We start from the raw sequence: 12,355 nt of genomic DNA, 5'->3' as shown, positions 1-12,355 counted from the left end.
GGCACGGTTCACGTCTCGGGGGTCAGCACCTGCGCCTTCCGCAGCTGCGCGGTGGCGAGGACGGTGCCGTCGGACGAGGTCAGACGGGCACCGGAGTAGCGGTTGAGGTCCTCGGAGAGCGCGATTCCCCAGTTGCCGTGTCCGTCGCGCAGCGCGAAGGCGCCGGCCCGGACGCTCGCGCCGTCGGCGCGCTCCAGCAGACAGGTGACCGTTCCGGTGTACCGGGTGCCGGGGCGGGTGAGGGCGACGGACACGAAGATCCAGGCGGGGGTGCCGGGGTGGGCGTAGACCTCGCCGACGGGCTCTCCGCCGTGCCCGGCCGCGGTCATGTCGCCGACGAGCACGGGCTCGGACTCGACGGCGGGCGGCGGTGCGGCGGTGACCTGCTCGACGACGGTGCCGACGGCCCAGCCGGCGAATCCGGCGGCGACGGCGAGCGCGGCAGCGGCCGCGGCGAGCCGGACCCTGGCCCGCCGGGCGCCCTGCCACAGGCCGCGGCGGGTGCGGCCGAGGGCGCGGGCCGACCGCTGCCCCTCGGACGCCGGGGTCTGCCGGGCGAGGACGCGCGCCACCCGGGTCTCGAAGCCGGGCGGCGGCTCGCGGTCCGGCAGCAGGCCGACCAGCCGGTCGCCGACCAGGGTGAGCTGCCGGACGTACTCCCGGCACTCCGCGCACCGGTCCAGGTGGGCGACCGCCTCGGCCCGCTCCCGGCCGGACAGTACGCCCAGCGCCAGCTCGGGGCCGACCTCCCGCAGCCGCTCGCAGTTCGCGTCACCGGACATGGTCGCCTCGCTTCGCCGGCGCGACGACGGTGCGCAGACGCGCCATCGCCGTCCTGATCCGCGTCTTGGCAGTACCCAGCGGGATCCGTTCCGCGTCGGCGACCTGCTGGGCCGTCATGCCGTAGATGCCGGCCATCATCAGCGCCCTGGCCTGCTCCCGTGGCAGCCGGGCCAGGGCGGCCCGGACCTGGGCGGAGGCCTCGTCGGCCAGGGCCCACTCCTCGGGGGTCGCGGTGACGGTGTCCAGGAGATCCTCGAGGTCCTCCGGGGCCATCGGCTCCGTCCGCCGGGCACGGACGGCATCGACGGCCAGGTTGTGCGCGATGGCCGTCAGCCAGGTCATGACCGAGCCGCGGCGCGAGTCGTAGATCTGGGCATGACGCCATGCGCGCTCGAACGTCTGCTGGGCGACGTCCTCGGCGAGCTGCTGGTCCCTGGTGACGGCCATCGCCACGCCGAAGACCCGGTGCTGGAACCTCCGTACGAAGATCGCGGCCAGCTCCGGATCCCCGGCGACCAGCCCGGACAGCAGAGCCTCGTCCGGGAGGGGGCCGACGGGGGACCGGTATCCCGACACACCTCTGTATACGTCGGACGGCCGCCAGGGGATTGCCCGTCCCCCCGCCCGCCCGCCGTGGAAGATCACATGCCCATTCTGCGCCGGTACGCCGGGCCCCGCATGCGGTCAGTGCCCGTTCTGCGCCAGCCGCAGCAGATGGTCCGCGAGCGCCTGCCCGCCGGTGGGGTCCCGGCTGATGAGCAGCAGCGTGTCGTCGCCGGCGATGGTGCCGAGGATGTCGTGCAGTTCCGCCTGGTCGATGGCGGAGGCGAGGAACTGGGCGGCGCCGGGCGGGGTCCGCAGGACCACCAGGTTCGCCGAGGCCTCCGCGGAGATGAGCAGCTCCTGGGAGAGCCGCCGCATCCGTTCCTCCTTCGCCGACTCCCCCAGCGGGGCGCGCGGCGTGCGGAAGCCGCCCTCGCTCGGCACCGCGTAGATCAGGTCGCCGTCGGTGTTGCGGATCTTCACGGCGTTCAGCTCGTCGAGATCCCGGCTGAGCGTCGCCTGTGTGACGTTCAGCCCGTCGTCGGCGAGCAGCTTCGCCAGCTGGCTCTGCGACCGCACCGGCTGCCGGTTGAGGATGTCCACGATCCGGCGGTGCCGTGCGGTGCGGGTCTGGGGCACCGCCGGCCCGGCCCCCGCCCCCGGCTCGTGGTCCTGCGCCTCGCTCATCGTCGTCTCATTCTCCGGATCGTCCGTCCCCATCCACAGGGTTGGCTGCGTCGAGGATGCCGGGCAGCGCCCGGAGCAGCGCACCCGCCTCGTCGTCGCGGAGATTCAGCGGCGGCATGAGCCGTACGACGTCGGGGGCGGGCGCGTTCACCAGGAAACCGGCCTCCTGGGCCGCCTGCTGCACCTGCGGTGCGCGCGGCCCGGTGAGCACGATACCCAGGAGCAGGCCCGCACCCCGGACATAATCGATCAACGGGTGGTCCAGCGCCTCGATTCCGTGCCGCAGCCGCTCGCTCTGCCGCTTGGCGTTGTCGAGCAGGCCCTCGTTCTCGATGGTGTCGAGCACGGCGAGTCCGGCGGCGCAGGCGACCGGGTTGCCGCCGAAGGTGGTGCCGTGCAGGCCGGGCCGGAGCAGGTCGGCGGCCCGGCCGAAGGCCACGGTCGCGCCGAGCGGCAGCCCGCCGCCCAGTTGCTTGGCGAGGGTGACGACGTCGGGCAGCACGCCCTCGTGGGCCTGGTAGGCGAACCAGGTGCCGGTCCGGCCGACGCCGGTCTGCACCTCGTCCAGGACCAGCAGCGCCCCGGTGGCGGCGGTGATCGCGCGGGCCGCCTTGAGGTAGCCGGCCGGGGGCACGACCACGCCGTTCTCGCCCTGGATCGGCTCGATGATCACCAGGGCGGTGTCCTCGGTGACCGCGGCGGCCAGCGCCTGGGCGTCGCCGTAGGGGACGTGGGTGACCTCGCCGGGCAGCGGCCGGAAGGGGTCCTGCTTGGCGGGCTGGCCGGTGAGCGCGAGCGCGCCCATCGTCCGGCCGTGGAAGCCGCCGTGGGTGGCGACGACGTGGGTGCGCCCGGTGAGCCGGCCGATCTTGAAGGCGGCCTCGTTGGCCTCGGCACCGGAGTTGCAGAAGAAGACGCGGCCCTCGCGGCCGAACAGCGTCAGCAGCCGCTCGGCGAGCGCGATGGTGGGCTCGGCCATGAAGAGGTTGGAGACATGGCCGAGGGAGCCGATCTGCCGGCTGACGGCCTCCACGATCGCCGGGTGGGCGTGGCCGAGGGCGTTGGTGGCGATGCCGCCGACGAAGTCGAGGTACTCGTTGCCGTCGGCGTCCCAGAGCCGGGCGCCCTCACCGCGCACCAGCGGCAGGCGCGGGGTGCCGTAGTTGTCCATGAGCGCGCCCTGCCACCGCTGGGTCAGCTCCTGGTTGCTCATGACTCCCCCTGTCCGTCGGCGGTCTCGTCGGGCACGACCATGGTGCCGATGCCTTCGTCCGTGAAGATCTCCAGCAGGATCGAGTGCTGGACCCGGCCGTCGATGACGCGGGCGGTGGTCACGCCGTTGCGTACGGCGTGCAGGCAGCCCTCCATCTTCGGCACCATGCCGGAACTCAGCTCCGGCAGCAGCTTCTCCAGCTGCGAGGCGGTGAGGCGGCTGATCACCTCGTCGGAGTTCGGCCAGTCCTCGTAGAGGCCCTCGACGTCGGTGAGGACCATGAGGGTCTCGGCGCCCAGTGCCGCAGCGAGTGCCGCAGCCGCCGTATCAGCATTGACGTTGTAGACATGTCCGTCGTCCTGACTGCGGGCGATCGAGGAGACGACCGGGATGCGGCCGTCGGCCAGCAGCGCCTCGATCACGCCGGTGTCGATCGCGGTGATCTCGCCGACCCGGCCGATGTCGACCGGTTCCCCGTCGATCTCGGGGGTGTGCCGGGTGGCGGTCATGGTGTGCGCGTCCTCGCCGGTGAGGCCGACGGCGAGCGGGCCGTGCCGGTTGAGCAGGCCGACCAGCTCGCGCTGCACCTGTCCGGCGAGGACCATGCGGACGACGTCCATGGCGTCCTCGGTGGTGACGCGCAGGCCCGCCTTGAACTCGCTGACGATGCCGTGCCGGTCGAGGGCGGCGTTGATCTGCGGGCCGCCGCCGTGCACGACGACCGGCTTGAGGCCGGCGTGGTGCAGGAAGACGACGTCCTGGGCGAAGGCGGCCTTCAGCTCCTCGTTCACCATGGCGTTGCCGCCGAACTTGATGACGACGGTCTTGCCGCGGTGGCGGGTGAGCCAGGGCAGCGCCTCGACGAGGATCCGGGCCTTGGGGAGCGCGGTGTGCTTGCGAGTGCTCATGAGGAGTAGGCGCTGTTCTCGTGGACGTAGTCGGCGGTCAGGTCGTTGGTCCAGATGGTCGCGGTCTCGGTGCCCGCGGCGAGGTCGGCGACGATGTGGACCTCGCGGTAGCGCATGTCGACCAGGTCCCGGTCCTCGCCGACGGACCCGTTCTTGCACACCCAGACGCCGTTGATGGCGACGTTGAGCTGGTCCGGCTCGAAGACGGCGCCGGTGGTGCCGATCGCGGAGAGGACTCGGCCCCAGTTGGGGTCCTCGCCGTGGATCGCGCACTTCAGGAGGTTGTTCCGGGCGATGGAGCGGCCCACCTCGACGGCGTCCTCCTCGCTGGCCGCGTTGATCACCTCGACCTTGATGTCCTTGCTGGCGCCCTCGGCGTCGCCGATGAGCTGCCGGCCGAGGTCGTCGCAGACCTGCCGTACGGCCTCGGCGAAGTCGGTGTGGTCCGGGGTGGTGCCGGAGGCGCCGGAGGCGAGCAGCAGGACCGTGTCGTTGGTGGACATGCAGCCGTCGGAGTCGACGCGGTCGAAGGTGACCCTGGTGGCCGCGCGCAGCGCCTTGTCGAGGTCCTCGCTGCCGAGGTCGGCGTCGGTAGTGAGGACGACCAGCATGGTGGCGAGGCCCGGGGCGAGCATGCCGGCGCCCTTGGCCATGCCGCCGACGGTCCAGCCGTCCCGGGTGACGACGGCGGTCTTGTGGACGGTGTCCGTGGTCTTGATGGCGATGGCGGCCTTCTCGCCGCCGTGCTCGCTCAGGGCGGCGGCGGCCGTCTCCACGCCCTTGAGGACCTTGTCCATCGGGAGCAGGACGCCGATGAGGCCGGTGGAGCAGACGGCGACCTCGACGGCGCCGCGGCCGAGCACCTCGGCGGCCTTCTCGGCGGTGGCGTGGGTGTCCTGGAAGCCCTTGGGGCCGGTACAGGCGTTGGCTCCGCCGGAGTTGAGGACGACGGCCGAGACCTGGCCGCTCCGGAGGACCTGCTCGGACCACAGCACCGGCGCGGCCTTCACACGGTTGGAGGTGAAGACGCCCGCGGCGGCACGGCGGGGCCCGTTGTTGACCACGAGGGCCAGGTCGGGGTTGCCGTTCTCCTTGATCCCGGCGGCGATGCCCGCCGCCGTGAATCCCTTGGCTGCCGTGACACTCACGGTGCGACTCCGATCGTGGAAAGCCCGGTGGTCTCGGGGAGACCCAGGGCGAGGTTCATGCTCTGGACGGCACCGCCCGCGGTGCCCTTGGTCAGGTTGTCGATGGCGCTGATCGCGATGATGCGGCCCACGGCGGCGTCGTACGCGACCTGCACGTGAACGGCGTTGGAACCGTGGACGGACGCCGTCGCGGGCCAGCGGCCCTCGGGGAGCAGGTGGACGAAGGGCTCGTCGGCGTAGGCCTTCTCGTAGGCGGCCCGCAGGGACTCCCCCGTCACTCCGTCGGCGGCGGGCGCGCTGCACGTCGCCAGGATCCCGCGCGGCATCGGCGCGAGGGTCGGCGTGAAGGAGACCGCGACCCGCTCCCCCGCGACCCCGCTGAGGTTCTGGATCATCTCGGGGGTGTGCCGGTGGCCGCCGCCGACGCCGTACGGCGACATGGAGCCCATGACCTCGCTGCCGAGCAGGTGCGGCTTGGGCGCCTTGCCCGCGCCGGAGGTGCCGGACGCGGCGACGATCACCGCCTCGGGTTCGGCGAGCCGGGCCGCGTAGGCCGGGAACAGGGCCAGGGAGACGGCGGTGGGGTAGCAGCCGGGCACCGCGATGCGCCGGGACCCGGTGAGCGCGGCGCGGGCGCCGGGCAGTTCGGGCAGGCCGTAGGGCCAGGTGCCGGCGTGCGGGGAGCCGTAGAAGGCCTCCCAGTCGGCCGGGTCCTTCAGCCGGAAGTCGGCGCCCATGTCGATGACGAGGACGTCGGGGCCGAGCTGCTCGGCGACGGCGGCGGACTGTCCGTGCGGCAGCGCGAGGAAGACGACGTCGTGCCCGGCGAGGGCCTCGGGCGTGGTCTCGGCCAGCACGCGGTCGGCCAGCGGCAGCAGGTGCGGCTGGAGCGCGCCGAGCCGCTGCCCGGCGTTGGAGTTGCCGGTCAGGGCACCGATCTCGACCTCGGGATGCGCGAGGAGCAGACGCAGGACCTCTCCGCCCGCGTATCCGCTCGCTCCGGCCACCGCCGCACGTACCGCCATGTCCACCCTCCTCTGGATGGCATGACTATACGTATCGCTGCACGTTTATGCAATCGCCTTCGGGAGCATCACCCGGCGCGAGACGACGAAGGTGACCGGGATCGCCGCCGCCGAGGCGAGCAGCGGGGCGAAGCGGCTGCCGGCGTGCAGCACGTCCACGATCAGGTAGACACCCGCCGTCGTGATCAGGAAATTGGTGACGTTCGTCAGCGGGAACAGCAGGAATTTCCGCCAGGTGGGCCGCGTCCGGTAGGTGAAGCGCGCGTTCAGGAAAAAAGACCCGACCATACTGAGCAGGAATGCCAGGACGTGCGCGGCGATGTAGGGGAGCCGGGTCAGGAACAACAGGTAAAGACAGTAGTAGGTGGCCGTGTTCACGGCACCGACCACCACGAAGGTCAGAATCTGCCTCGGCAGTTGTCTCGACATCAGGGGATGAGATCTTTCGTCCGTTCCACATTGGTCGCCTTCACCAGGAAGTGCGGGCGCCCCTTCACCTCGTAGTAGATGCGGCCGGTGTACTCCCCGATGACACCCAGCATGACCATCTGGACGCCCGCGAGGGCGGTCACGGCGGTGATGATGGTCACATAGCCGGGCGTCTGGACGCCGTTGACGAGCGCGGCCCCCACGATCCACCCGGTGTACAGGCCCGCGCACAGCAGCAGGCCCATGCCGAGCCAGAGCGCGGCGCGCAGCGGGCGGTTGTTGAAGGAGAGCAGTCCGTCGAGGCCGTAGTTGAGGAGCCCGCGCAGGTTCCAGGAGCTGCGGCCGGCCTCGCGCGCGGCGTTCCGGTACTCGAAGGTGGTGCTCGGGAAACCCACCCAGGCGAACAGGCCCTTGGAGAAGCGGTTGTACTCGGTGAGGGCCAGCACCGCGTCCACGACCCTCCGCGACAGCAGCCGGAAGTCCCCGACGCCGTCGACCAGTTCGACGTCGACCAGGCGGTTGACGAGCCGGTAGTACAGCCGCGCGGTGAGGGTCCGGGTGAACCGGTCACCGGTGCGGGAGCGCCTGGCGATGACCTGGTCGTGGCCCTGCTCGCGCAGCTCGACCATGCGCCTGATCAGCGCGGGCGGGTGCTGCAGGTCGGCGTCCATGACGATCACGGAGTCGCCCGAGGCGTGCCGGAGTCCGGCGAGCAGGGCCGCCTCCTTGCCGAAGTTGCGGCTGAAGGAGACGTAGCGCACCCGGGAGTCCAGGTCCGCGAGGTCCTTCAGGACGGCGAGCGTGCGGTCCCGGCTGCCGTCGTCGACGTAGACGAACTCCATGTCGTGGCCGAGGGGCAGCAGTTCCTCGGCGACCTTCTGGACCTCCTCGTGGAAGCGGGCGAGGACGTCCTCCTCGTTGTAGCAGGGCGCGACGATCGATATCAGCATGCGGGGTCCCCCCTGGGCGCGGTCAGGAAGCGGTGGTCACGCGCTCGCGCGGTGATGTGGTCGTGGGCGGCACCGGGGTGCGCCGGCGGCGGACGGCACGGACGGCGGTGAGCAGGACGAGGGTGAGCAGCGAGGCGGCCCCGACTGCCGTGCCCAGCCGCAGGCCGGGCGGGTGGAAGGTGCAGGTCAGGCTGGTGGCGCCGGCGTCGAGGGGTACCGCGATCAGACCGTGGAAGTCACCGGCGGGCCGCTCGGGTCCGTCGCCGGCGGCGCACCGCCAGCCGGCGATGCGGGGCGCCGCGACGACGGCGATGCCCGCGCTGCCGGCGGGCAGTTCGGCCCGTACGGTGGCGTCGGAGACGGTCACCGCGGTGGCGCCGGCCGCCTTCAGCCGGGCCGCGGCGGTGTCCAGCCGGGCGGTGTCCAGGCAGCCGACCGCGCCGGGCGGGACGCGGCCGGGCCGGTCCGGGGCCAGCTCGATGCGCAGCCGCCCGGAGGCGGGGGCGGTGCCGAGCGGCTCCATGGCGGCGCGGTTGCGCGGGAACACGAACCGGAACCGGGCGGGTGTGCCGCCGTCGAGCCGTGCGGTGCCGGAGAAGTGCGGGGCCCACAGGTACACCTGGGTGCCGGCCAGGCACCGGGCGGTGACGGTGGGCCGGGCCAGGGCGTTCGCGGTGCCGACGCGGCGGCTCGGCAGCGGCCGGCCGTCGTCGTCGTGGACGGTGACGCGGGGGACGGTGTAGACGCGGCTGCCGAGCAGCAGCTCCTGGTTGCGGTACGGCGACGGGCCGAAGGGCCGCCTGTCCGGGCCGGGCCGCACGGTGACCAGGGGCGGCACGTCCCGCCGGGTGACGCGCACCGGCCCGCCGCCCGGGAACTGGTGCTTCTGGTGCGGGTCGGGCGGGGAGTGCACCCGGGCGCCGACGGAGAAGACGACGTCCGTGACGGCGTTGTCCAGGCTCTGTACGCTCCGGCCGCGCGAGGTCCAGCCGTCGCCCAGCGCGGTGAGGGTACGGCTGAGGACGTCCGGGGTCAGGCTGCTGTAGTACTGCGCTCCCTCGCCGCCCACCAGCAGGGGGTCGTTGCCGACGGTCTGCTCGCGGCCGGGGTCGGTGCGGTGGCGGGGCCAGTCGTCGGCCCCGGCGATCGCCGCCGCCTGCGTCCGCTGCCGCTCGCCCCAGGGCGCGTAGTCGTCGAGGTGTCCCAGGCGCAGCCGGGTGGCCACGGCCGAGGTGGCGGCACTCTCGCCGACCTGGGCGCCGAGCAGGAGGACGACGGCCAGCCCGGCCAGCCGGTGGCGCTGCCCGGCGCGGCCGAGCAGGACCAGCCCGCCGAGGGCGCCCGCGAGGGCGAGCGGCAGCACGATCCAGGTGTACGGCCGGACCAGCGTGCTGCGGCTGGCCACGGCGATGGCCAGGACGAGCAGCGCGGTCGCGGCGCCGAGGGCACGCCGGTCGGGCAGGCCGTACGCCACGGCGTGCCAGGCGGCGATCACCAGCAGGCCGCACAGCACGAACGCCTGCCGGTAGGGGCTGCCCTGCGGTGTGGCGAAGGCGTGCCAGACCAGGTGGGTGGGGCCCCACTGGAGGGACAGGGCCACCGCGAGCACCAGCGCCGTCCACCCGGTGCGGACCGCGGCCGGGACCGCCCGGTGGAAGGGCAGCGCGAGGGCGAGGAGCAGGGCGGTGAGTCCGACGTAGAGGGCCGGGGAGCCGAAGCCGTAGGTGGCGGGCAGCAGCCGGGCGGCGACGTCCTCGGTGGGGACGGGGACGAACCGGCGTACCCGCCCGGGGTAGGCGTGCTTGGTTCCGAGGTAGACGACGGTCACGAGCGGGGCGGCCAGGCCCACGCCGAGGGCGGTGGTGAGGGCGGCACGGCCGGCCGCGGCGAGCGCCCGCCGGCGGGGCGGGCGGGTGAGCAGCAGGCGCAGCAGCAGCACCAGGGCGGCGCCCAGGGTGGCCATGTAGGCGGTGTAGAAGTTGGCGGTCCAGGCGAGGGCGACGACGAGGACACCGGGCAGCAGCCGGCGTCCGGTCAGCGCCCGTTCGCCGACCAGGCACAGCAGGGGCAGCGCGATCAGGCCGTCGAGCCACATCGGGTTGTAGGAGGCGTCGGCCGTGCTCCAGCCGCACAGCGCGTAGGAGGCGCCGAGCAGGGCCGCCGCCCACCGGCGGCCGGGGCGCAGGGTGAGCAGCAGCCAGGCCATGGCCGCGGCGGCGGAGGCGGTCTTCAGCAGGGTGACGGTGTAGACGGCGAGGTCGATCCCGTCGCGCGGGAAGAGGGCGACGAGCAGGGCGAAGGGGCTGCCGAGGTAGGTGCCGAGGTCGGGCAGGAAGCTCGTGCCGTAGCCGGACTGCCAGTTGACGAGGAGGCCGCCGTGGGCCCTGCCGTGCAGCAGGTCCCACAGGTGGGCGTGGAAGGGCACGTACTGGTTGCCGAGGTCGTTGACGCTGCGGGTGCGGGGGCCGAAGGGATAGCTGCGCGCGAGGAGGTCACCGGCGCAGAAGGCGGTGACCGTGACGGCCGCGGCGAGCAGGGCGGCTGCCCGGCGCGGCGCATCGGGTGACGTCGAGCGGTCCATTTATCGGGAGGCCCCCATGAATTCACTGCGTTGATTTCGCCGTCTTAGACGGGACGCCTTTCCTGTTGGTTGTGCGCTCACCGAAAAGTGAGGCGGCATCCTCCGAATACGGGAAACAACGCGTGAATTTCATGTCCTCCCGGATAACTTTGACTTTCCGGGAGGTGTTCTCACGGTGAACCGGCCTTGCGGGCCGCGTAGGCCCGGGCCGCGCGGACCCGATTGCCGCACTGGGTGGTGCACCAGCGGCGGGCGCCGTGGGAGCGCAGGAACCAGCGGGTGCAGCCCTGGGCGGCGCACTCGGTGAGCTGGGCCGCGTCGGTACCGGTGAGCAGGTCGGTGGCGTCCTCGGCGAGCTGGGAGAGCACGGCGGCGGCCGGGTTGCCGGAGTCGGGGAGGTCGTCGCGCCGGGGGCCGTCGGCGCCCCAGGCCAGCCGGGGTGTGGCGGGGGCGGCGGCGAGGGCGGTGTTGAGGGTGTCGAGGGCGTCGGCGGGCGGCCGGGTCCCGCCGGCCCGGGCCGCGAAGAGGGTCCGCAGCGCCTCGCGGAGGGCCCGGAGCCGGCCGGACTGCCTGCCGTTCAGGACGACCCGGTCGGGCAGCAGCCCCCGCCGGACCAGCCACAGGTGCGCGGCCTCGGTGCCGTCCAGCAGGTCGACCTGGCCGTGACTGACCGTGAACCGGGTGTTGACCAGGTCCAGCGAGGCGTACCGGTCCTCGCCGGGAACGGGGAGCCGGTGCAGGGAGACGGGTGACTCGTGATCCACGGCTCTCATGCTAATCCTTGCGGTTCTCCGTGAGGAAGGCTTAGCGTTCCTCACGGAGAACCGAGTACGAAACCGTGAGAGGTGAGCCGTCGTGGGCTTCGACGTGAACGCGCTGCGCAAGGACTTCCCCATCCTGGAGCGGACGGTGGCGAGCGGCGCCCCGCTCGTCTACCTGGACTCCGGGGCGACCACCCAGAAGCCGCTCCAGGTCCTGGACGCCGAGCGGGACTTCTCCCTCACGCGCAACGCGGCCGTGCACCGCGGGGCCCATCAGCTGGCGGGCGAGGCGACGGAGGCGTACGAGCAGGCCCGGCACACGGTCGCCCGGTTCATCGGCGCGGCCGACGACGAGGTGGTCTTCACGAAGAACACCACCGAGGGCATCAACCTGGTCGCCTACGCCCTGGGCAACGCCGGCCGGCTCGGCCCCGGCGACCGGATCGTGGTCACCGAGATGGAGCACCACGCGAACCTGGTGCCCTGGCAGCAGCTCGCCGAGCGGACGGGCGCGACGCTGGACTGGTTCGGTCTGACCGACGAGGGCCGCCTCGACCTGTCCCGCGCGGAGGAACTCCTGGACGAGCGCACCAGGGTGCTCGCCCTCACCCACCAGTCCAACGTCCTCGGCACGCTGAACCCGGTCCGCGCGCTCGCCGACCGCGCCCACGCCCACGGCGCCGTCGTCGTCGTGGACGGCGCCCAGTCCGTCCCGCACCGCCCGGTCGACGTGCGCGAGCTGGGCGCGGACTTCCTCGCCTTCTCCGGGCACAAGATGCTCGGCCCGAGCGGCATCGGTGTGCTGTGGGGCCGCGCCGAGCTGCTCGCCGGCCTGCCGCCGTTCCTCACCGGCGGCTCGATGATCGAGATCGTGGAGATGGACCGCACCACCTTCCTGCCGCCGCCGCAGCGCTTCGAGGCGGGCGTGCCGATGACCGCGCAGGCGGTGGGACTCGCCGCGGCGGTGGAGTACCTGGAGCGGCTCGGCATGGCGGAGGTGGCGGCGTACGAGGAGACACTCACCGCCCGCGCCCTGCGACTGCTCGCCGAGGTGCCCGGGGTCCGGGTGGTCGGCCCCGCCGACGTCGCCGACCGCGGTTCGGCCGTCTCCTTCACGGTCGACGGCATCCACCCGCACGACGTCGGCCAGGTGCTGGACGAGCGGGGCGTCGCCGTCCGCGTCGGCCACCACTGCGCCCGCCCGGTCGCCCGGCGCTACGGCGTCCCGGCGACGACCCGGGCGAGCTTCTACGTCTACAACACCCTGGAGGAGGTCGACGCGCTGGTGGAGGGGGTGCGGGCGGCCCAGCGGTACTTCGGCGGCTGA

12 protein-coding genes are annotated in these 12,355 nt (G+C 73.0%); 1 reads left to right on the top strand and 11 read right to left on the bottom strand.

The window, feature by feature from the left end; genetic code table 11:
• Nucleotides 1–8 precede the first annotated feature (8 nt).
• From IEZ20_RS19435 to IEZ20_RS19385, 11 genes are all read right to left on the bottom strand, one after another.
• Nucleotides 9–782 carry a hypothetical protein gene (locus IEZ20_RS19435; RefSeq protein ID WP_189300338.1) on the bottom strand — a complete coding sequence of 258 codons (774 nt, stop codon included), beginning with the start codon at nt 780–782 and terminating at the stop codon, nt 9–11.
• Nucleotides 772–1,359, bottom strand: a complete 588-nt coding sequence (locus IEZ20_RS19430; RefSeq protein ID WP_189300336.1) for an RNA polymerase sigma factor — start codon at nt 1,357–1,359, stop codon at nt 772–774. Before IEZ20_RS19430 ends, IEZ20_RS19435 begins: the two co-directional genes overlap by 11 nt.
• 108 nt (nt 1,360–1,467) lie before the next feature.
• Nucleotides 1,468–2,013, bottom strand: a complete 546-nt coding sequence (locus IEZ20_RS19425) for an arginine repressor (protein WP_189300334.1) — start codon at nt 2,011–2,013, stop codon at nt 1,468–1,470.
• 7 nt (nt 2,014–2,020) lie between these two features.
• Complete coding sequence (locus IEZ20_RS19420) at nt 2,021–3,226, bottom strand: acetylornithine transaminase (RefSeq protein ID WP_189300331.1); 1,206 nt, start codon at nt 3,224–3,226, stop codon at nt 2,021–2,023.
• Nucleotides 3,223–4,134 (bottom strand): acetylglutamate kinase, encoded by a 912-nt coding sequence (argB, locus tag IEZ20_RS19415; RefSeq protein WP_189300329.1) that lies wholly within the window; start codon nt 4,132–4,134, stop codon nt 3,223–3,225. The genes IEZ20_RS19420 and argB overlap by 4 nt, the downstream gene beginning before the upstream one ends.
• Entirely contained in the window at nt 4,131–5,282 is a 1,152-nt protein-coding gene (gene argJ / locus IEZ20_RS19410; RefSeq protein ID WP_189300327.1) for a bifunctional glutamate N-acetyltransferase/amino-acid acetyltransferase ArgJ, read from the bottom strand. Before argJ ends, argB begins: the two co-directional genes overlap by 4 nt.
• On the bottom strand, nt 5,279–6,307 hold the full coding sequence (gene argC, locus IEZ20_RS19405) for an N-acetyl-gamma-glutamyl-phosphate reductase (protein WP_189300325.1): 1,029 nt from the start codon (nt 6,305–6,307) through the stop codon (nt 5,279–5,281). The genes argJ and argC overlap by 4 nt, the downstream gene beginning before the upstream one ends.
• Nucleotides 6,308–6,352: 45 nt before the next feature.
• The gene (locus IEZ20_RS19400) at nt 6,353–6,736 is read right to left on the bottom strand and encodes a GtrA family protein (RefSeq protein WP_189300322.1); all 384 of its coding nucleotides are present in this window, start codon (nt 6,734–6,736) and stop codon (nt 6,353–6,355) included.
• A complete protein-coding gene (locus IEZ20_RS19395; protein ID WP_189300320.1) occupies nt 6,736–7,686 on the bottom strand; it encodes a glycosyltransferase family 2 protein in 951 nt (316 codons plus the stop codon). Before IEZ20_RS19395 ends, IEZ20_RS19400 begins: the two co-directional genes overlap by 1 nt.
• A gap of 22 nt (nt 7,687–7,708) precedes the next feature.
• Entirely contained in the window at nt 7,709–10,267 is a 2,559-nt protein-coding gene (locus tag IEZ20_RS19390; RefSeq protein WP_189300318.1) for a YfhO family protein, read from the bottom strand.
• A gap of 170 nt (nt 10,268–10,437) precedes the next feature.
• Nucleotides 10,438–11,040 carry an ABATE domain-containing protein gene (locus IEZ20_RS19385; protein ID WP_229896139.1) on the bottom strand — a complete coding sequence of 201 codons (603 nt, stop codon included), beginning with the start codon at nt 11,038–11,040 and terminating at the stop codon, nt 10,438–10,440.
• A gap of 82 nt (nt 11,041–11,122) precedes the next feature.
• Here IEZ20_RS19385 and IEZ20_RS19380 point away from each other — a divergent pair, with 82 nt between their 5' ends.
• Nucleotides 11,123–12,355 carry a cysteine desulfurase gene (locus IEZ20_RS19380; RefSeq protein ID WP_189300313.1) on the top strand — a complete coding sequence of 411 codons (1,233 nt, stop codon included), beginning with the start codon at nt 11,123–11,125 and terminating at the stop codon, nt 12,353–12,355.

This window comes from Streptomyces cinerochromogenes (genome assembly GCF_014648635.1).
GTDB classification, from domain to species: domain Bacteria; phylum Actinomycetota; class Actinomycetes; order Streptomycetales; family Streptomycetaceae; genus Streptomyces; species Streptomyces cinerochromogenes.
The sequence above is the reverse complement of the archived record's forward strand: the minus strand, read 5'-3'. Positions and strand labels throughout refer to the sequence as shown.

What these genes read in the sequence shown, in the direction of transcription:
- IEZ20_RS19435 (WP_189300338.1), bottom strand. Translation starts at nt 782, where the DNA reads ATGTCCGGTGACGCGAACTGCGAGCGGCTGCGGGAGGTCGGCCCCGAG.
- IEZ20_RS19425 (WP_189300334.1), bottom strand. Translation starts at nt 2,013, where the DNA reads ATGAGCGAGGCGCAGGACCACGAGCCGGGGGCGGGGGCCGGGCCGGCG.
- IEZ20_RS19420 (WP_189300331.1), bottom strand. Translation starts at nt 3,226, where the DNA reads ATGAGCAACCAGGAGCTGACCCAGCGGTGGCAGGGCGCGCTCATGGAC.
- argB (WP_189300329.1), bottom strand. Translation starts at nt 4,134, where the DNA reads ATGAGCACTCGCAAGCACACCGCGCTCCCCAAGGCCCGGATCCTCGTC.
- argC (WP_189300325.1), bottom strand. Translation starts at nt 6,307, where the DNA reads ATGGCGGTACGTGCGGCGGTGGCCGGAGCGAGCGGATACGCGGGCGGA.
- IEZ20_RS19400 (WP_189300322.1), bottom strand. Translation starts at nt 6,736, where the DNA reads ATGTCGAGACAACTGCCGAGGCAGATTCTGACCTTCGTGGTGGTCGGT.
- IEZ20_RS19395 (WP_189300320.1), bottom strand. Translation starts at nt 7,686, where the DNA reads ATGCTGATATCGATCGTCGCGCCCTGCTACAACGAGGAGGACGTCCTC.
- IEZ20_RS19390 (WP_189300318.1), bottom strand. Translation starts at nt 10,267, where the DNA reads ATGGACCGCTCGACGTCACCCGATGCGCCGCGCCGGGCAGCCGCCCTG.
- IEZ20_RS19385 (WP_229896139.1), bottom strand. Translation starts at nt 11,040, where the DNA reads ATGAGAGCCGTGGATCACGAGTCACCCGTCTCCCTGCACCGGCTCCCC.